Source organism: Mesorhizobium sp. RCC_202, from assembly GCF_041355295.1.
In the GTDB taxonomy this organism is placed as follows: Bacteria; Pseudomonadota; Alphaproteobacteria; order Rhizobiales; family Rhizobiaceae; genus Mesorhizobium.
Genome location: NZ_JBFUPO010000015.1, coordinates 37300 through 57146, shown reverse-complemented (window position 1 = coordinate 57146; position 19847 = coordinate 37300). Strand labels below are relative to the sequence as shown.

Sequence of the window (19847 nt, the reverse complement as noted above, 5' to 3'; positions counted from 1 at the left end):
TCTTCGTAATTCGATGAGCGAAAAAGCTCAGGCAGCTTCTTCCTGCTCTGCTTCCTCGTTGTCGGCCTTGGCGCCGCGCTTCGGGCCCTTGTTGAGGTTGACCTCGATAAGCCGGACCGCCTCGGTCTCCGACATGCGGTTCACCGCGGCGATCTCACGCGCCATGCGGTCGAGCGCGGCTTCATAGAGCTGACGCTCGGAATAGGACTGCTCCGGCTGGTTGTCGGCGCGGTAGAGGTCGCGCACCACTTCCGAGATCGAGATCAGGTCGCCGGAATTGATCTTGGCATCATATTCCTGGGCGCGGCGCGACCACATGGTGCGCTTGATGCGGGCGCGGCCCTGCACGACCTTCAGCGCGCGCTCGACATAATCCTCTTCCGACAGCTTGCGCATGCCGATCGAGGTCGCCTTGGCGACCGGCACCTTCAGACGCATCTTGTCCTTCTGGAAGTCGATGACGAACAGTTCCAGCTTGTGGCCCGCGACTTCCTGCTCGTCGATCGATACGATCTGGCCGACACCGTGCGCCGGATAGACGATGTACTCGCCGGTCTTGAACCCGTGGCGGGCTGCGGTGGACTTCTTCTGCGGGGTGATCGTTGCCATTACGCCCTGAACTCCTTGTTGTGTCACCGGCATCATGCCGGCCCCAAACTCGTGGTCGATTTGCCGACCGTTAGCCGCACAACAGACGAGCCACCGGAATAAAGCAGAGGTCGGCAACCGCGCGAATGCGACCGCCTGACCCAGATCGCTCTGGTCCCGGATTGAGAAGCTCACCTTTCAGTGATTTGGGGCGTTAGCGCCATAAATCGACGTTGTGTCACCGGCATGTTTGTCTGAAGTAACACAAAAAGTCGGAAGAATCAAGGTTTTGCTGTGTTCGCTAACGCCAAGCACCATCGCTGTCTGTCAAGACAGTAATTGTTTTGTTGCCGTTACGCTGCGTCGGGCCGGCAAAATCAGTCGCCTTCGCCAGGCTCCGGCGAAAAATATTTCTCGAACTTTCCGGCCTCGCCATCGAAGCTCTTGGCGTCCGCCGGCGGCTCTTTCTTGGCCGTGATATTGGGCCATTTTTCGGCATATTCGGTGTTGACCTGCAACCATTTGTCGAGGCCGGACTCCGTATCCGGCTTGATCGCGTCGGCCGGACATTCGGGTTCGCAAACGCCGCAGTCGATGCATTCGTCGGGATGGATGACGAGCATGTTCTCGCCTTCGTAGAAACAGTCGACCGGACAGACCTCGATGCAGTCCATATATTTGCATTTGATGCAATTGTCGGTCACGACATAGGTCATTGCAGGCTCCGGAAAGTCCCGATTTGCTCGGCTTTTTCAGGTGAGGTAACGCCTTTGCCCGCCGCATGCAAGGGCGGCGCATGCGGCAAGGCCGCGTTGCGGAAATGGAATTCCAGCCGTTTGCCGCTTCAGACCCAGTTCAATGTGTTCAGTCGTCGCCGAGCAGCCGGTCGGTTTGCCGACGCTCCCGTTTGGTCGGGCGGCCGCTGCCGGCCTCGCGCAGCGCCGGTATGGCGTCGCGAACGGCCTCGCCCTTCGGCGTCGGCGTTGGCGACATGTCCTCGTAAAGCAGACGCGCCTCATCGGCGGGACCGCGCCGCGTGCCGCAGTTCACGACTTTCCAGACCAGGATACGGCCCTCGAGCGTGATGGTCAGCACGTCACCGGGCTTGACCAGATCCGAGGCCTGCGCTGCTTTGTCGCGATTGATGCGGACACGGCCGGCAACGACGATTTTTGCCGCGAGCGAGCGCGATTTCACGGCGCGCGAGAAGAACAGCCATTTGTCGATGCGCTGGCGGCCTTCTCCAACCATCCGAACCGGCCGGGGTTACTTCTTCAGCTGGTCGCGCAAGGCGGCAAGCTTGGCGAAGGGTGAATCCGGGTCGAAACGCACCGGCCGTTCTTCGCGGGGCTTGGCCTGGAAGGGTGGCTTGCCGCCTGGAGCGTTGCCCTTGCCATCTTGCCTCTTGCCCTTCCAGTCGGGCCTGCCTTCGCGGCGGCCCCCCTCGGGGCGCTCGCTCTGCGGCCTGCCTTCACGTCGCTCGCCATTCTCGCGCCGGTCGCCGGTCTCCGGCCGCGGCTTGAACTTCGAGCGATCGAAGCGCGGCTTGCCGGCGCCGTCGCGGCGGCCTTCATTGGCAGGCTGGTCGCCGGGCTGGGCGCTGGCGGCGCCAAGCTGGCCGTCACGCGCGGGCTGGTTGCCGCGCGGGCGATTGTCGCGACGGTTGTCGTGGCGATGACGCGGGCGCTGATGATCGAAACGGGCCTGTCGCCACAGCAGGATCGGTTTTGGTTCCTCCGGCTCGGCTGGCGCCTCGCTGGGCGTGGTTTGCGATGCTTCGACGACCTCTACCGGTGCGGTGTCGCCTTCCGCCGAGATTTCAGGCTCGACCGCGGGTTCAACGGCTTCGGCTGCCGGCGGTGCCGTCTCGGCAGTCGCCGGCGTATCGGCTTGCTCTTCTACCGGATCGCTTGCCTCCACGGCGTCGGCAACCACCGTCTCTTCCGGCGCGGGTTCGGCATCCGCTTCGATGGTCGGCTCCGGGGCAGTTTCGGTCACGGGCTCCGCCGTCGCGGTCGGATCGGCGGCGACGTCGGTGTTTTCAGCCGGCGTTTCGGTAACGGCGTCAGCCGCTGGCGCGGTTTCGGCCACTGCCGCGGCACGCGCGGCCTCTTCCGCCGCCAGCTTCGCGGCGGCTGCCTCGCGGGCGGCATTGTCCTGCGCGTCGAGTTTTGCCTTCACTTCGGCCGGAGGCTTTGGCTCGGCGCGATAGCCGAGACCCTTCAGGATCTCTTCCATGTCGTCGGCGGTGGCGCCGAGGATCGACATCATCGGCGGCGTCACCATGAAGGACTGGCCGTCATAGGCGCCGTCCGGCCGCTGGCCGAGACCGGGCTTCCAGTTGGTCGCCGGGCGGATCAGGTCGGCAAGCCGCTCGAGAATGTCGATGCGCACGGCGCGGCGGCCGAGATTGCGGTAGCCGGCGAGCTTGTAGAAAGTCTTGTCGAAGGCAGGATCGATGACCACCGAGGTGCGGCCCGAGGCCAGCGCATGCACCACGTCGCCGAAGCCGGGCTTGTCCTTGCCGTCGTTCTTCAGCGCCCAGAGCAGCGTCACCAGTCCGGCCGGCGCGGGCTTGATCAGCGCCGGGACGAAGACATGGTAGGCGCCGAAGCGCACGCCGAGACGGCGCAAGGCGGCGCGGCCTTCCTGGTCGAGCGACTTCATCTCTTCGGCGATGTCGCGGCGGTTGATCAGGCCGAAATGCTCGACCAGCTGGAAGGCGATGCCACGAGCGATGCCGGCGAGCTGTTCGGCATTCTTAAGGTCGACCAGCGGCTTCAACAGCGACTCGATCTGGAAATTGACGAAACGCTCGGCGCGCGCCGCGACCTTGTCGCGGGCGGGACCGGTCAGCTGCTCGTCGGCCAGAAGCACCAGCCTCGGCTTCAGCGCCTCGTCGGCGGAGACCAGCGTGCCGATCGGCGCGCCGATCCAGCGCAAGACGCCGTCCGAGCCCAAAGCGAGATCGCGATTGGCGCAAGCGCCAAAACGTTCGGCGCGCGCCTCGAACTCTGCCGCGAGCGCCTTCTGTGCGGCGGTGCGCACCGCCTTGGCGTCCTCGCCGCCGGCGCTCTGGTCGGCAGTGAAGCGGAACCCTTGCAGTTCGCCGACATGATGGCCTTCGACGAGGACGGTTCCGGTTGGGCTGATTTCGGCTTCAGGCATCGTATTTTCTCTAAGGCGCCGCATGAGGACGGAAGTCCTGCGGTCTACGAAGCGTTTCGTCAACCGCTCATGCAGCGCATCCGACAATCTGTCTTCGATTTCGCGCGTCTTTTCCTGCCAGTGTAGCTGATCGGCCAGCCAGCCCGGCCTGTTGGACACGAATGTCCAGGTTCGGATCTGCGCGATGCGGTGCGACAGCGTGTCGATATCGCCTTCGGTCGTGTCGGCGCGGCGCACCTGCTCGGCCATGTAATTCTCGTCGACGTGCCCGTGACGGGCGAGGTCCATATAGATCGAAGCGATAAGGTCAGCATGCTGTGCCGGCGCGATCTTGCGGTAGTCGGGCAAGGCGCAGGCTTCCCAAAGCAGCGCCACTCGTTCCTTGCTGGTGGCTAAAGCCCGAATCGCCTCGTCGCGCGACAGATGTTCCAGCGCCTGCGCATCGACCGCCGGCAGCGCCCGCGTCAGTCCCTCGACCGGCGCATTGGTTTCGATCGACCGCTTCAGCGCGTCGAGGTTCGAAAAATCGAACTGGGCGGTGCGCCACTGCAGCACCTTCACCGGGTCGAAGTCGTGGCCCTCGATCTTCTTGACCAGGTCCTCGTCGAGCGGGTCGACCTGGCCGGTGACGCCGAAGGTGCCGTCGCGCAGATGGCGGCCGGCGCGGCCGGCGATCTGGCCAAGCTCGGCAGCGGTCAGGTTGCGGTACTGGTAACCGTCGAACTTGCGGTTCTGGGCGAAGGCGACATGGTCGAGATCGAGGTTCAGCCCCATGCCGATGGCGTCGGTGGCGATGAGATAGTCGACGTCGCCCGACTGGAACAGCGCCACCTGGGCATTGCGGGTGCGCGGCGAGAGCGCGCCGAGCACGACGGCGGCTCCGCCCTGCTGGCGGCGGATCAGCTCGGCGATGGCATAGACCTCGTCGGCCGAGAAGGCGACGATCGCAGTGCGCCGCGGCAGGCGGGTCAGTTTTTTGGAACCGGCATAGGCGAGATGCGACAGGCGCGGCCGCGTCACCACCGACACGCCCTTCAAGAGCCGCTGCAGGATGCCGTGCATGGTGGCGGCGCCGAGCAGCAGCGTCTCCTGGCGGCCACGCAGATTAAGGATGCGGTCGGTGAAGATGTGGCCGCGCTCGAGATCGCCGGCAAGCTGCACCTCATCGATGGCGACGAAGGCGGCGTCGGTCTCGCGCGGCATCGCCTCGACGGTGCACACCGAATATCGCGCGCCGGCAGGCTGGATCTTCTCCTCGCCGGTGATCAGCGCAACCTTGTGGGCGCCGACCTTTTCACAGACTCTCGTGTAAACCTCGCGCGCCAGCAGCCGCAGCGGCAGGCCGATGACACCGCTTTCATGCGCCACCATGCGTTCGATGGCGAGATGCGTCTTGCCGGTGTTGGTCGGTCCAAGCACCGCGGTGACGTCGCGGCCGGAAAGGATCAGCGGCTCTCTGTGTTTCGGCTGGATGTTCATCGGCTCGGAAATGAGGCTTTCTGCCGCTTTGATTGCTGGAGCACGATCTTTCTCCGAAAACCGGTTCCCGCTTTCCGGGATCATGCTCTCGTCGGAAACGTAGCGCTGCCGCCGCGTATGACAGGCGACACATAGGGATTTCAGGCGCGGAGCGAAAGCGGAATGTTCTTTCGCGGGATCGATGCCGTCTTGAAGAGTGGACAAAAGCCGCTGGCGTTAACCGCTGGAACGAGTCTGGAACGAATCAGCGACGAATCACAGACTCGCTCGGATTCAGGTTTTGTTCACGGCTACATGTGGATTTTTTGACGGTGGTCCTCACCACATGCTGAATCGCGAAACTGGCCCGATTTATGCTGAGACGATGCAATGCGCGAGAGTCCGTTAACCTTTGCCGGTGAACGATCGCCGCAGACAGGCGCCCAGCCGACAAGGTTATGAAATTATTGATCTTTCCTAACCGGTTTTAAGGAATGCGGTAACGTTTGAGGCCTCCGCCGTTAACTTCCCGACCAAAGCCGGAACGAATCGGCGACGAATCAGCGATCTATGAAGTTTCCCGGTTTGTTCACCCCAACATATGGTGTTATCCACAGCTTGTGCACCGACAGCGCACAGCTTGCGAGCAGACTTACGCACAAGGCCGGGAAGGGGCGTTAACCTTTGCGTGCCGAATTGGGGCATCGCCTCGCGTCGCCTGTCGTCGGCCAGCGAAAAAGCGGGCGGCCCGGTGGGCCCGCCCGCTTTCAAAACACATCAAGCGAAGTACTGGCCGCCATTGGCGGTGATGGTCGAGCCGGTGATGAAACCGGCGTCGTCGGAAGCGAGGAAGACGACGCAACGCGCGATCTCTTCCGGCTCGCCGAGGCGGCCGACCGGGATCTGCGGCAGGATGCGCTCGTTGAGAACCTTCTCATCGATCGCCTTGACCATCTCGGTGGCGATGTAGCCGGGGCAGATGACATTGACGGTGATGCCGGCGCGTGCCCCCTCCTGCGCCAGCGCCTTCGAGAAACCGATGTCGCCGGCCTTGGCGGCGGAATAGTTGACCTGGCCCGCCTGGCCCTTCTGGCCGTTGATCGAGGAAATGGTGATGACGCGGCCGAACTTGCGATCGCGCATGCCGCTCCACAGCGGATGGGTCATGTTGAAGACGCCGGAGAGGTTGGTGTCGATGACCTCTTTCCACTGCTCGCGCGTGATCTTGTGGAACATGGCGTCGCGGGTGATGCCGGCGTTGTTGACAAGAACGGAGACTGGACCGAGATCGGCCTCGACCTTTTTGATGCCTTCGGCGCAAGCGTCATAGTCGGCGACCGACCATTTGTAGACTGGAATGCCGGTCTCGGCCTTGAACCTGGCCGCGGCCTCGTCATTGCCGGCATAGTTGGCGGCAACCGCATAGCCGGCGTTTTTCAGGGCGATCGATATTGCCGCACCGATGCCGCGCGAGCCACCGGTGACGATTGCTACTTTGGTCATGCATTCCCTCCCTTTGGTCGGGAGTGAGTAGGGAGTAGCGAATAGCGAGTAGGGGTTTTGATGTCCTGTCGCGCCTACGCCATTCTTCCCTATTCGCTACTCCCTATTCACTACTCACTCTCTTTCACAGCGCTTCCACGCACATGGCGACGCCCATGCCGCCGCCGATGCAAAGGGTGGCGAGGCCCTTCTTGGCGCTGCGGCGGCGCATTTCATGGACCAGCGTGTTGAAGATGCGGGCGCCCGAGGCGCCGATCGGATGACCGATGGCGATGGCGCCGCCATTGACGTTGACGATCGAGGGATCCCAGCCCATGCCCTGGTTGACGGCGCAGGCCTGCGCGGCGAAGGCCTCGTTGGCTTCGACGAGGTCGAGATCCTTGACCGACCAGCCGGCCTTCTCCAGCGCCCGCTTCGAGGCGGGTATAGGTCCGGTGCCCATGATTGCCGGGTCGACGCCGGCGGTCGCCCAGGAAGCGATGCGGACCAGCGGGGTGATGCCGCGCCGGGCGGCCTCGGCCTCGGTCATTAGCAACGCACCGGCCGCACCATCATTGATGCCGGAGGCGTTGGCGGCAGTGACCGTGCCGTCCTTGTCGAAGGCGGGCTTCAACTTGGTCATGGCGTCGAGCGTGGCGCCGTGGCGGATATACTCATCCTGGTCGACAATTGTGTCGCCCTTCTTGCCCTTGATGATGAAGGCGACGATCTCGTCCTTGAACTTGCCGGCCTTCTGCGCGGCCTCGGCCTTGTTTTGCGAAGCCAGCGCGAACTCGTCCTGGGTGTCGCGGGTGATCTGGAACTGGCGGGCCACGTTCTCGGCGGTGTTGCCCATGTGATAGCCGTTGAAGGCATCCCATAGGCCGTCCTTGATCATGGTGTCGATCATCTTGTAGTCGCCCATCTTGACGCCGGCGCGCAGATGCTCGGCGTGCGGCGACAGCGACATCGATTCCTGGCCGCCGGCGATGATCACCTTGGCGTCGCCGGTGGCGATCTGCTGCATGCCGAGAGCGATCGCCCGCAAGCCCGAGCCGCAAACCTGGTTGAGGCTCCATGCGGTGGTTTCCTTGGGCAGGCCGGCGTTGATCGAAGCCTGGCGGGCCGGGTTCTGCCCTTGAGCGGCGGTCAGCACCTGTCCGAGGATGACCTCGTCGATCTCAGCGGCTTCGACACCGGCACGCGACAAAAGTTCCCTGATGACGACGGCGCCGAGCTCATGCGCCGGCGTGGCGGCAAACGCGCCGTTGAAGGAGCCGACGGCCGTGCGCGCGGCGCTGGCGACGACGATTGCATTGGAAGCGGACATTTTCTTCTCCAGACTTCGAGGTGTCGTGTTCTTGGAACCGTTTTAGGACTTTCTTGCCCGTTCCAACCCTTGAGTCAAACCGGAAATGGGCATGGCCGGCATGCGCCGCAAGCAGGGCGAGCAACGGTCGCCGTAACATGATGTTGACCGTGCAGCATATTTTCTCCCGGCCAACCCGCATTAAATGATGCCGCACTGCACAAACCACTTGGAATTGTAGGGCTTTTGCGCATATCCTCGATAAATGGCGCAACGTTACCGGCAGCTTACTCCAAAGCGCGCCGGTATCCTGGGGAGGATACGGATGGCCGCGAAAGACGACCCGATCGTCATCAAGAAGTATGCCAACCGCCGGCTCTACAACACCGGCACGAGCACCTATGTGACGCTCGAAGACTTGGCCGAGATGGTCAAGAAGGGCGAGGAATTCACGGTGCAGGATGCCAAGACCGGCGACGACATCACGCATCCGGTGCTGACGCAGATCATCTTCGAACTGGAAAACAAGGATGGGCAGAACATGCTGCCGATCCCGTTCCTGCGCCAGCTCATCGCCTTTTACGGCGACCAGATGCAGATGATCGTGCCGAGCTTCCTCGAACAGTCGATGATCGCCTTCTCGAAGGAACAGGAGCGTTTTCGCGAGCAGCTCAAAGGCGCGTTCGGTAAGTCGCCGATCGACGTGATGAAGATGGCCACGCCGATGAAGGCGCTGGAAGAGCAGACGCGCCGCAACATGGAGATGTTCCAGAACGCCATGCGCCTGTTCACGCCGTTCCCACCCGCGGGCGGCAACGCCGCCGCGCCGGCCGAGCCGGCGAAGAAGGAAGAGAAAGGCGGCGACGATCTGCAGGAGTTGAAAGCGCAGATCGCGGCGATGCAGCGCAAGCTGGATACGATGTCCTAGCTTGTGTCGATATTCAGGTGAGGCCGGTCTGCAAATGGCGGCTTCCTGCGCTTCCGGTGCTCACGTACTTTAAGTACGCTCCGCTCCGGTTCTCGGAACCCACCCAGTTTGGTCGCTTCGCGCCCGTCTTCGACTGCGACGCGGCCTGACCTGAATCTCAACACAACCTACTGCGCTTCATCCTTCGCTCACCGATCCTGCCCAACCGGCCCATCGTATCGTGCCCGCGGCCGGATCAGCCGGTTGCTGGTCACCTGCTCGATGGCATGCGCCGTCCAGCCGACGCTTCGGCCAAGCGCGAACAGGCGGAATGGCGCGTCGGCGGGGAGCCTGAGGCCAAGCGTCAGCGCGGCGAGCGCGAAGTCGATGTTCGGATGCAGCCCGGTTGCGGCAAGCACCGCATTGCGCAGTCGCAGTAGGCCGTCATCGATCTTGAAATCGGAGAACAGGCCATCGGCGCGCGGATCGCCTTCGGGATAGAGCGGATGGCCGAAGCCGGGCAGCGGCCGGTCGTGGGCGAGCCAGCGCGCGATCGCCTCGTCTGGCCCCAGCCGCCCGGCGTCCTCGACCAGCGCGATCGCCGCCGCACCGGCGCCGCCGTGACGTGGGCCGGTAAGCGTGGCGAGGCCGGCGAGCAGACAGGCCGCGACCGGCGCGCCGGTGGAGGCGGCGACGCGCGCGGCGAAGGTCGAGGCATTGAGCTCGTGGTCGGCCAAGAGCACCAGCGCCTTGCGGATCATTTCGGCACCCACGGCATCGACGGACCAGCCGCGCGCCAACCTTTCATGCACAGGCTCCGGGCCGGGCACAGCGCCGAGCGCCGTGGCCAGCGCGCTGGTGGCCGAGGCACCATCCTGCTGCAGCATGGCAGGCTGGCGGCCGAGCGAGGGCCAGCCTTCCGCCGCGAGCGCCGACAGGTGGGCAAAGGCGGTCGGCGTGCCGGCCTTGCGAACGGGCGCAGTCGTCAGCGAGGCGAAAGAGACTGCGGTCTCCGTGGCCCATAACAGGCCGGCGGTTTCCTCGAGCGTTGCCGTCGCTGAAAGCGCCACGGCATCCTGGCCGCGATAGACAAGGCGGCCATGCAGTACCGTCGAGATGGGCGTGGTTATGGCCGGCTCGCCCCAAGCGATGGCACTTTCGGCGATCGCCTGGGGGCTGCGTCCGCGCGCCCGACGCGTGGCAAGGGCCGCGATGTCGTCGGCGCGATACTGGCTGCGGCGTGGGTCGGCCTGGTCAGGCTGCATGCCGATGCGGCCACGGCTGACATAGGCGTAAAGCGTCTGTGGTCGGACGTTGAGCCGCGCCAGCGCTTCCTCCCTTGTCAGCCATTCCGTCATCTGCCGCCTTACATTGATTATCTTGATCAAGATTGATGCATTGATTGTACAGCCTTAATTGCAATGCGCAAAAGGTCAAGGAGACAATCATGGCGAACGGGCTCGATGATGTGGTTGCAGCCGACACGGTGCTTTCCGATGTCGACGGCGCGGGTGGGCATCTCACCATCCGAGGCCATTCGCTGATGGAACTCGCCGGTCGCTGGCGCTTCAGCCAAGTGGTTCGGCTGCTGTTCGATGGCTTTTTCGACGACCTTCCCGGGGATGCGGAGCTGGAGAGGGCCATCGGCAGAGCGCGCGTCGATGCGTTCGAACGTCTACGGCCGATGCTTGGCCAGGTCGCGCCGCTCGACATCTATAGCGGTATGCGCGCCGGCATGGCCATGCTGCCGGACGGCGAGACGCTGGCCGATGCATTGCGGCTGGTCGCCGCGCCGGCCGTGCTGACGCCGGCTCTGCTGCGCCTTGGCCGCGGCGAAGAGCCGATCGCTCCCGACGACAAGGCCGATCATGCCGGCGATATGCTGCGGATGCTCAACGGCTCGGTCCCGTCGCCGGCATTGGCAAAGGGGCTCGACGCCTATCTGGTGACCGTCTGCGATCATGGCCTCAATGCCTCGACCTTCGCCACCCGCGTCGTCGCCTCGACACTGGCCGGCCTGACATCGTCGGTGCTGGCCGGGCTCGGTGCGCTCAAGGGGCCGCTGCATGGCGGTGCGCCCGGACCGGTGATCGAAATGCTCGACGCCATCGAGGCGAGCGGCGACGCCACGGCATGGCTGCGCAACGAGATCGCGCAGGGCCGGCGCATCATGGGCTTTGGCCATCGCATCTACCGCGTGCGCGATCCGCGGGCCGATGTGTTGAAGGCGGTGGTGCGAGGTCTCAGCGCCCGCAACGAGACCGGCAGCCGGCTGGCCTTCGCCGAGAGGGTGGAACAGGTGGCGCTTGAGGTGCTTCGCATCGCCAAGCCGCATCGCTCGATCCAGACCAATGTCGAGTTCTACACGGCGCTCCTGCTCGAGGCCGCCGGCTTCCCGAAAGAGGCGTTCTCCAACGTCTTCGCCGCCGGCCGCGTTGCAGGCTGGATCGCCCATGCGCGCGAACAGCAGGCGACAGGGCGCCTGATCCGGCCGCAATCGCACTATGTCGGACCGGTACCGGATTTGGTGGCCTGATATTGCAGAGCCAGCGTTATGGAGCCCTCCGTTCGGACGAACGGAGGGGTTTTTTCATGGACGAAATTTCATGTGATCACGCTTGTGTGTTCGTGTTGTTGCCTTGGTCCGTCCTTATATGCTGCACTGCAACATAGGTCGCCGATAGGCGCTTACGTCCAGTGACGCTGGGGCAGGCCGATGCATCAACACGACAGGAACGCCATGACGAAGAACGGCAAGGCGGAGGACAAGAAGAAGATCAACATCGCGCTCCAGGGCGGCGGCTCGCATGGCGCCTTTTCCTGGGGTGTGCTCGACCGTCTGCTCGAGGACGGGCGGCTTGAGATCGCGGCGGTGTCGGGCACCAGCGCCGGCGCCATGAACGCGGTGGCGCTGGCCGATGGATTCGTGCGCGGCGGCGTCGAGGGCGCGCGCAAGAAGCTCGACGATTTCTGGCGCGCCGTCGCCACCAAGGGCCGTTTCAGCCCGGTGCAGCGCATGCCGTGGGATGTCGCCTGGGGCAATTGGTCGGTCGAGAACACGCCCGGCTATGTGTTTTTCGACACCATGTCGCGGGTGTTCTCGCCCTATGTCGCCAATCCGCTCGGGCTTAATCCGTTGCGCGACGTGGTCGAGCAGGAGATCGACTTCGGCAACGTGCACGCCTGCAAGTCGATGGAGCTGTTCATCTCGGCGACCAATGTCGAGACCGGGCAGCTGCGCGTCTTTTCCGACGGCGAGATCGACCTCGACACGGTGATGGCGTCCGCCTGCCTGCCGCAATTGTTCCGCGCCGTCGAGATCAAGGGCGTGCCCTATTGGGATGGCGGTTACGGCGGCAACCCGGCGCTCTATCCGTTCTTCAAGACGACGGCGGCCGACGACGTGCTCCTGGTGCAGATCAACCCGGTGGTGCGCGAAGGCACGCCGAAAAGCGCCAACGAAATCCAGAACCGCATCGATGAGATCACCTTCAATGCCGGGCTGCTGCGCGAATTTCGGGCCATTGCCTTCGTCAAGGAGCTGATCGCCGCCGGCCGCTTGCCGCACCACGAATGTCGCGACATCCGCATGCACCGCATCGATGCCGACGAGGCGTTCAAGGATCTGTCGGCCTCTTCCAAGGTCAACGCCGAATGGGCTTTTCTTGCCAATCTGCGCGACCTTGGCCGAAGTGCCGCCAGCGACTGGCTGGAAGAAAACTACGATGCCGTCGGCAACCGGGCGACGCTCGATCTGTCTGGCGAGCTCGACGACGGCTTCAAGCCGGTGCGCGGCCCGGCACCCGGACGGCGGGTGAAGGAATTCCTGGCCGCACGGACAAAGCCGGAGGCGGCGCGTCGGCGGGCCTGAATCGAGCCGGAGCGGGATGCGGTACCGCATTCCGCTCCGGTCATTGCATCCAGCGTCGGACATTCTCAGGTTCGGCTCTTGCCTGCACGGCAGGCTTCGCGGCAGGAGCCTCGGTTCCCCGCCTTTTGCCTTGGCAAACTCGACGCCGACATCTTTGCTCCGATGTCGCCGCGGATATCGAAGATATCGAGGTCGATATCGTGTGAAAGACGCAGGACCGATCAAGACGATCGGCGAAGTCTTCCGGCGATCCGAATAGCCGCGTATAGACCATCGCCAAGATCGTCTGTCCGGAATGAACCACCGATGTTGTCGCATACCGTAACGCCAGTGCTTGCGAACGCCTTGATTGGGCGCTGGCAGGTGCACCGCGTGGTGCGCGGCTTTATCGGCTCGGCGAGTTGCGTGTTCGCCGGCGAGGCTTTGCTGACCGAGAGCGGCTTTTCGGAAGAGGGCGAAATGCGGCTCGGCGATCGGGCGATGCCGGCAAGCCGGGCCTACAGGCTGGAGAGGCAGGACGGCTCAGTGCTCGTCTTTCGCGGCGATGAAGTGTTCATCCGGCTCGACGAGCGGCCGTCGCAAATCATGCACCATCAATGCGGCGACGACAGCTATATCGGGCGCCTCATCTTTCGCGGCTTCGACGAATGGATCGAGGCATGGCGTGTGAAAGGCCCGCGCAAGAACTATGCGAGCATCAGCCGGTTCCATCGTCTAATACAGCGCGCTTGATCGCTGTTTGGCAGCATTCCGTAACGGAACCTGGGGCGACGCTGGATTCGATTCTCCGGGCGATGTAATTTACCTGAACGTAAACTGGAGGTGGCGATGCTGCAAACCAGACAGAACACTCTCGGTGTCAAATTTGAAGCGCAGTGCAGGGCCTTCGAGAAGGAGCCGTTTCCCGCCATCGAGGTGCGCAAGGACCGGCTGCAGCGCCTGCTGGCGCTGACCGAAAGCCATGAGGCGGAAATCTGCGCGGCGATCGACAGCGACTTTTCCGCCCGCGCTGCCCAGGAAACGCGGCTTGCCGAATTGTTCGTCGTGCGCGCCGGCATCAGGCATGCGATTTCGCATCTGCGGAGCTGGATGCGCGAACGCCGTGTAGCCACCAGCCTGCCGTTCATGCCGGGTCGCAACCGCTTGCTGCCGCAGCCGCTGGGCGTGGTCGGCATCGTGTCGCCCTGGAACTACCCGTTCCAGCTCGCCATCGCACCCGCAACCGCAGCCTTGGCCGCCGGCAACCGCGTGCTGATCAAGCCGTCCGAGCTGACGCCGAAATTCTCCGACCTTCTGGCACGCCTGGTCGAGGAGCATTTTTCGCCGGATGAGATGAGCGTGGTGGTGGGTGATGCCGATGTCGGCAAAGCGTTCGTGTCGCTCGCCTTCGACCATCTCCTGTTCACCGGGTCGACCAACGTCGGCCGCCAAGTGGCGCTCGCAGCGGCCGCCAATCTGACGCCGGTGACGCTCGAGCTTGGCGGCAAGTCGCCGGCGATCTTCGACCCGTCCTGCGATCTCGACGCGGCCGTTGCCAGCATCGCCTATGGCAAGCTGCTCAATGCCGGCCAGACCTGCATCGCGCCGGACTATCTCATGGTTCCGCAAGGCCAGGGCGCGGCGATCGCGGCAAAGTTCGCCACCGCCATGGCCAAGCTCTATCCGCGCCTGGGCGACAATGCCGACTACACGGCCATCGTCAGCGAGCGGCACCATCGGCGTCTAAGCGACATGGTCGCCGAGGCGCGCGACAGCGGCGCCGAGATCATCGAGGTCAATCCCGCCAATGAGAAGCTCGGCGTCACCGACCGCAAGATGGCGCCGGCGCTGGTCCGCAACGCCGCCGACACTCTGCGGTTGATGCGCGAGGAGATCTTTGGGCCGGTGCTGCCGATCATCGAATACGGCACGGTCAATGACGCGATCGAACACGTGAACCGGGGCGAGCGTCCGCTGGCGCTGTACTGGTTCGGCACCGACAGCGCCAACCGCCAAAGGGTGATGCACGAGACGGTGGCCGGCGGCGTCACGGTCAATGACTGCATGCTGCATCTGGTGCAGGAGCGGCAGCCCTTCGGCGGCGTCGGCGAGAGCGGCATCGGTTCCTATCACGGCGAATGGGGGTTCCGGACCTTCAGCAAGGAAAAGCCGATTTTCATCCAGTCGAAGCTGAGTGCCGGCGCCCTGCTGCGTCCGCCCTATGGCAGGACATTCGAGCGGATCTTCCGGCTGCTGAACCTCATTACTTGACGATTTCTACGGAAGTGGGCAGGGCGAATGCGTGGTCGGACAAGGCGGCACAGGATTTTAGAAAAAGTTCCACATCATCCTGACGCCTGTTGCCAGTAACCCGGGGGAAGCAGGCAAAATACCTCGCGACGCTGCCAAAACACTGTAGCAAAGCGCCCGAAAAGCGGAAAATTACCGAAACGATCCGTTCCGAGACGCAATGGTCCCGTAACTTTTCCGGCTATATTGCGCCACAACTTTCAGCTAGAAGGCGCGCTTCGCCGATCACGGCAAATTGAACACGGCCCTGCGCGCACCCATATCGGCCGCGTGCCGGGAGTCGGGCGCCGACCTCGCCAGGCCAGCAACGGAAAATGACGATGCCGAAATTCAGGTTTCACAAGCTTGCAGCCATTGTCGTGCTCATCGGCTTCGCAGCCTGGATGGGAACGGGCGAGTTCTCGTCGGTCGGCAGCGCAGCCGACAAGTCGGTCACTACCGACAAGTCGATCCCCACCGACAAGTCGGCCACTGCCGACAAGGCCGCTGACGCCGGCAAGCCAAAGACGGCCGAGGCCGAGCCGAAGGCAGCGCCGCGCACTGTCGCGGTGGTGACGCCGCCGCGCAAGACCTATGCGCGGGCGATCCGCATCTCGGGCCTCACCGAGGCCGACAAGCGCGCCGTTTTGGCGACCCGCGTCAACGGCGTCATCGAAAAGCTGCCGGTCAAACAGGGCGATCACGTCAAGACCGGCGATCTGGTGCTGATGCTTGCCGCCGAGGAAAAGATCTCGATGCGCGACAACGCCAAGCAGCTTGTCGCGCAGCGCCAGGCCGAGCTGGAAGCGTCGCTGCGGCTGATGAAGACCGGCAATCTCCCCAAGCTGCAGCTCGACACGGCCCGCTCCAACCTGACTTTGGCGCAATCCCAACTGGACACCGCGCAGGCCGAACTCGACCGCAACGAGGTCAAGGCGCCGTTCGACGGCGTCATCGACCGCGTCCCGGTGGAGCTGGGCAGCTCGGTGATGCAGGGCGGCGAGGTGGCGACGATCCTCAAGCTCGATCCGATTGTCGCGCGAGGCGAGATCAGCGAGCGCGACCTGCGCTACATCAGGATCGGCGACGAGGCCGACGTGCGCCTGGTCAATGACCAGAAGGTCACCGGCACCGTGCGCTACATCAGCCGCGATGCCTCGGCGCAGACCCGCACCTTCCGCGTCGAAGTGGCCATCCCCAATGGCGACGGTTTGATCCCCGCCGGCATGACGGCCGAGATCACGCTCAGCGCCGAGCCGACCAATGCGGTTCTGTTGCCGCGGTCGGTGGTGACGCTCGGCGACAAGGGCGACCTCGGCATCCGCACCGTCGGCAAGGACAACAAGGTGGCCTTCTTCCCGATCGACCTGGTCGACGACACCGCGCATGGCTTGGTGCTGGGCGGCATTCCCGATGATGCGCGCATCATCGTCGCCGGCCAGGAGATGGTGAAGGAAGGCGATCCGGTGAAGCCGGTCGAGGCCGACCAGGCGACCATCAACAAGCTGATCGGCGAAGCCACCGCCGGTACGCAGTAAGCACGATCAGGCCGTCGCCGGCTTTTGCCTGGCGACAGCCTGTCCGCAGCCTCCGAAGAACAACAGGCCGAAGTCATGGATATCGTCAGACTCGCCATCAACAACGCCCGTCTCACCATATCGGCGCTGGTCTTCCTCCTCGTCGCAGGTTGGGTCGCCTATCAGTCGACGCCCAAGGAAGCGGAGCCTGACGTTCCGATCCCGATGATGTATGTCAGCCTGATCTATCAGGGCATCTCGCCGGAGGATTCCGAGCGCCTGCTGCTGAGGCCGATGGAGAGCAAGCTCAAGAGCCTCAAGGGGCTGAAAGAGATGCGTTCGGCCGCCTTCCAGGGCGGCGGCTATGTACTGGTCGAGTTCCAGCCACAGACTCATCTGGCGACGGCGCTGCAGGATACGCGCAGCAAGGTGCAGGACGCCAAGGCCGACCTGCCCCAGGCGGCCGAAGAGCCGGTGGTCACCGAAGTCAACATTTCGGAATTCCCGGTCCTCGTCGTCACGCTTTCCGGCGATGTGCCCGAGCGCATGCTGACCGCCGCGGCGCGTGAACTGCGCGACCGCATCGAGGAAGTGCCGGGCGTGCTCGAAGGCTCGCTGCAGGGCGCGCGCGACGATCTCGTCGAAGTCGTCATCGATCCGGTCAAGCTGTCCTCCTACGGCCTGCAGCTCGACCAGGTTATCCAGGGCGTCGCCTCGTCCAACAGCCTGGTGGCGGCCGGCAACCTCGAAGGCTCGGAAGGCAAATACGCCGTCAAGGTGCCGTCGCTGATCGAAACGCCCGAGGATGTCGCCAATCTGCCGGTGGTTGCAACGCCCAACGCCGTGGTCCAGGCCAAGGACATCGCCACCATACGCTCGACCTTCAAGGACGCCGAGACGGTCACCCGCCTCGACGGCAAGCCGGCCATCGCCATCGAAGTTAAGAAGCGCATCGGCGCCAATCTGATCGATACGCTGGCGAAGGTCAGGGAGGTGTCGGACGGCTTCATCAAGACGATGCCGGAAGGCATGCACGTCACCTACACGCAGGACAAGTCGGTCTTCGTCAACCAGCTGCTCGGCGACCTGCAGAACCACGTGATGATCGCCGTCATCCTGGTGTTCGTCGTCATCCTCTACGCGCTGTCGGGACGCGCTTCGCTGCTCATCGGCCTTGCGATTCCGTCATCGTTCCTGATGGGCATCCTGCTGCTTGCCATGATGGGCTACACGATCAACATGATCGTGCTGTTCAGCCTGATCCTGGCGGTCGGCATGCTGGTCGACGACGCCATCATCGTCACCGAATTCGCCGAGCGGCGCATGAGCGAGGGCATGCCGAAAGCGGATGCCTTTGCGCTGGCCGCCAAGCGCATGGCCGGCCCGGTCATCGCGGCGACGATGACGCGCATCGCCGCGTTCTCGCCGCTGTTGTTCTGGCCCGGCATCATCGGCGACTTCATGAAATACATGCCGATCACGCTTATCGTGACGCTGTCGGCCTCGATGCTCTATGCGCTGGTGTTCGCGCCGACGCTCGGCGCGATCTTCGCCAAGGCGCCGCAGCATCACGAAGAGGATCACCGCGACGGCTGGTACATGGCCGTGGTCAAGCAGGCGGTCCGCTTCCCGATCACCGTCATTCTGCTGACGGTCGCGCTGCTGTTCGGTGTCGGCTTCGCCTATTCGAAATACGGCGCCGGTGTCGAGTTCTTCCCCAGCGTCGAGCCGGATTACGGCCTGCTCTATGTCCATGCCCGCGGCAATCTTTCGCTCGCCGAAATGGACGCCGCCACCAAGGTCGCCGAAAACCGGCTGCTTGGCTGGCCTGGCGTGAAGTCGGTCTATACGCGCGTCGGCAAGACGCAAGGCGGCGGCCAGGATGTTCCCGAGGACGTGGTCGGCGTCATCCAGTACGAGTTCGTCGACTGGCGCGAACGCAAGTCCGCCAACAATATCCTCGACGATCTGCGCGGCGTGATGGCCGGCATTCCCGGCGTCGATGTCGAGGTGCGTGTGCCGGAAGCCGGCCCGCCAACCGGCAAGCCGATCCAGATCAGGCTGTCGGCGGTCGATCCGGCAGGGCTCGACGGCAAGGCGCGCGCGGTCGCGGCGCGGATCGCCAAGATCCCCAATGTCATCGACGTTTCGGACGGCCTGCCGCCGCCCGGCGTCGACTGGGCGATCGAGGTCGATCGCGCCAAGGCGGCGCAATACGGCATCAGCCCGACCTCTGTCGGCACGGTGGTGCAGCTGGTCACCAACGGCCTCAAGCTGTCGGAATACCGACCGGCCGGCGCCGACGACGCCGTCGACATAAGGCTGCGCCTGCCCGAAGACCGGCGCACGCTGTCGACGCTGGACGAGCTTCGCGTGCAGACCTCGCAAGGCTCGGTGCCGATCTCGAACTTCGTCGTCAGAAAGCCCGAGCCGACCGTGGGCGTGCTCAACCGCATCGACAGCGCGCGCACCGTGGTGGTGCAGGCCAATGTCAGCGCCGGCGCGCAGGTCGCGGCGGTGCAGGCGGAGGTGACCAAGGCGGTCACCGACATGGATCTCGGCAGCGGCATACGCTGGAAGCTCGCCGGCTCCAACGAGGACAGCGCGGAAGCCAGCGCCTTCCTCGGCAAGGCTTTCGGCGCGGCGCTCTTCCTCATCTTTCTGGTGCTGCTTGCGCAGTTCAACAAGTTCACCAGCGTCTGGCTGGTGCTGTCCTGCGTGGTCATGGCCACGGTCGGCGTGTTCCTCGGGTTGCTGATCACCGGCGAGACGTTCGGCATCGTCATGTCGGGCATCGGCGTCATCGCGCTCGCCGGCGTGGTGGTCAACAACAACATCGTGCTCATCGACACTTATGACCGGCTGCGCGAAGAGGGTTGGGACAAGCTGGATGCCGTGTTGCAGACCTGTCGCGAACGCGCCCGCCCGGTGGTGCTGACGGCGGTGTCGGCGATCCTCGGCGTGCTGCCCATCGCTTTCGGCCTTGGTCTGGAAATCTTCCATCATGAGACGACGATCAACGCGCCGTCGACGCAATGGTGGATTTCGCTGTCCTCGGCCATCGTCTTCGGCCTGTCCTTCGCCACCTTGCTGACGCTGGTGGTGACGCCGTCGATGCTGATGGTGTTCACCCGCGCCAAGGTAAAGCCCGGCGCCAGGCGCAACTGGTTCAGCCGCCTGTTCCGGCGCGGCAAGGCCACCACCGCCGAAGCGGCCGAGGAGGCCAATGCCGACCCGGCGGTCGCCTTCCCGAAGGCCGCGGAATAAATCTGAAACCCA

General features: G+C 64.0%; 14 protein-coding genes. 7 read left to right on the top strand and 7 right to left on the bottom strand.

What is annotated here, in order from left to right:
• Positions 1 to 27: 27 nt before the first annotated feature.
• The 6 genes from AB6802_RS26975 to AB6802_RS26950 form a co-directional block, all read right to left on the bottom strand.
• The gene (locus AB6802_RS26975) at positions 28 to 609 is read right to left on the bottom strand and encodes a CarD family transcriptional regulator (protein WP_371013248.1); all 582 of its coding nucleotides are present in this window, start codon (positions 607 to 609) and stop codon (positions 28 to 30) included.
• A gap of 356 nt (positions 610 to 965) precedes the next feature.
• Entirely contained in the window at positions 966 to 1304 is a 339-nt protein-coding gene (fdxA, locus tag AB6802_RS26970; protein ID WP_371013247.1) for a ferredoxin FdxA, read from the bottom strand.
• A gap of 148 nt (positions 1305 to 1452) precedes the next feature.
• On the bottom strand, positions 1453 to 1839 hold the full coding sequence (locus tag AB6802_RS26965; protein ID WP_371013246.1) for an RNA-binding S4 domain-containing protein: 387 nt from the start codon (positions 1837 to 1839) through the stop codon (positions 1453 to 1455).
• Between the two features lie 15 nt (positions 1840 to 1854).
• Positions 1855 to 5235 carry a helicase-related protein gene (locus AB6802_RS26960; protein WP_371013245.1) on the bottom strand — a complete coding sequence of 1127 codons (3381 nt, stop codon included), beginning with the start codon at positions 5233 to 5235 and terminating at the stop codon, positions 1855 to 1857.
• A 756-nt stretch (positions 5236 to 5991) separates the two neighbouring features.
• Positions 5992 to 6717 carry an acetoacetyl-CoA reductase gene (gene phbB / locus AB6802_RS26955; RefSeq protein WP_371013244.1) on the bottom strand — a complete coding sequence of 242 codons (726 nt, stop codon included), beginning with the start codon at positions 6715 to 6717 and terminating at the stop codon, positions 5992 to 5994.
• Positions 6718 to 6841: 124 nt separating this feature from the next.
• Positions 6842 to 8026 (bottom strand): acetyl-CoA C-acetyltransferase, encoded by a 1185-nt coding sequence (locus tag AB6802_RS26950; RefSeq protein WP_371013243.1) that lies wholly within the window; start codon positions 8024 to 8026, stop codon positions 6842 to 6844.
• A gap of 304 nt (positions 8027 to 8330) precedes the next feature.
• Here AB6802_RS26950 and phaR point away from each other — a divergent pair, with 304 nt between their 5' ends.
• Entirely contained in the window at positions 8331 to 8933 is a 603-nt protein-coding gene (phaR, locus tag AB6802_RS26945) for a polyhydroxyalkanoate synthesis repressor PhaR (RefSeq protein ID WP_371013242.1), read from the top strand.
• A 188-nt stretch (positions 8934 to 9121) separates the two neighbouring features.
• On the opposite strand, the gene AB6802_RS26940 is transcribed toward phaR, so the two are convergent.
• The gene (locus AB6802_RS26940) at positions 9122 to 10270 is read right to left on the bottom strand and encodes a citrate/2-methylcitrate synthase (RefSeq protein WP_371013241.1); all 1149 of its coding nucleotides are present in this window, start codon (positions 10268 to 10270) and stop codon (positions 9122 to 9124) included.
• An 89-nt stretch (positions 10271 to 10359) separates the two neighbouring features.
• Here AB6802_RS26940 and AB6802_RS26935 point away from each other — a divergent pair, with 89 nt between their 5' ends.
• From AB6802_RS26935 to AB6802_RS26910, 6 genes are all read left to right on the top strand, one after another.
• Positions 10360 to 11448 carry a citrate synthase/methylcitrate synthase gene (locus tag AB6802_RS26935; protein ID WP_371013239.1) on the top strand — a complete coding sequence of 363 codons (1089 nt, stop codon included), beginning with the start codon at positions 10360 to 10362 and terminating at the stop codon, positions 11446 to 11448.
• 204 nt (positions 11449 to 11652) lie between these two features.
• The gene (locus tag AB6802_RS26930) at positions 11653 to 12783 is read left to right on the top strand and encodes a patatin-like phospholipase family protein (RefSeq protein ID WP_371013312.1); all 1131 of its coding nucleotides are present in this window, start codon (positions 11653 to 11655) and stop codon (positions 12781 to 12783) included.
• A 306-nt stretch (positions 12784 to 13089) separates the two neighbouring features.
• Positions 13090 to 13515, top strand: coding sequence for a DUF6314 family protein (locus tag AB6802_RS26925; protein WP_371013238.1), 426 nt, complete (start codon positions 13090 to 13092; stop codon positions 13513 to 13515).
• 96 nt (positions 13516 to 13611) lie between these two features.
• A complete protein-coding gene (locus AB6802_RS26920; RefSeq protein ID WP_371013237.1) occupies positions 13612 to 15033 on the top strand; it encodes a coniferyl aldehyde dehydrogenase in 1422 nt (473 codons plus the stop codon).
• A 359-nt stretch (positions 15034 to 15392) separates the two neighbouring features.
• On the top strand, positions 15393 to 16589 hold the full coding sequence (locus AB6802_RS26915; protein ID WP_371013236.1) for an efflux RND transporter periplasmic adaptor subunit: 1197 nt from the start codon (positions 15393 to 15395) through the stop codon (positions 16587 to 16589).
• A gap of 75 nt (positions 16590 to 16664) precedes the next feature.
• On the top strand, positions 16665 to 19835 hold the full coding sequence (locus tag AB6802_RS26910; RefSeq protein ID WP_371013235.1) for an efflux RND transporter permease subunit: 3171 nt from the start codon (positions 16665 to 16667) through the stop codon (positions 19833 to 19835).
• Positions 19836 to 19847 lie beyond the last annotated feature (12 nt).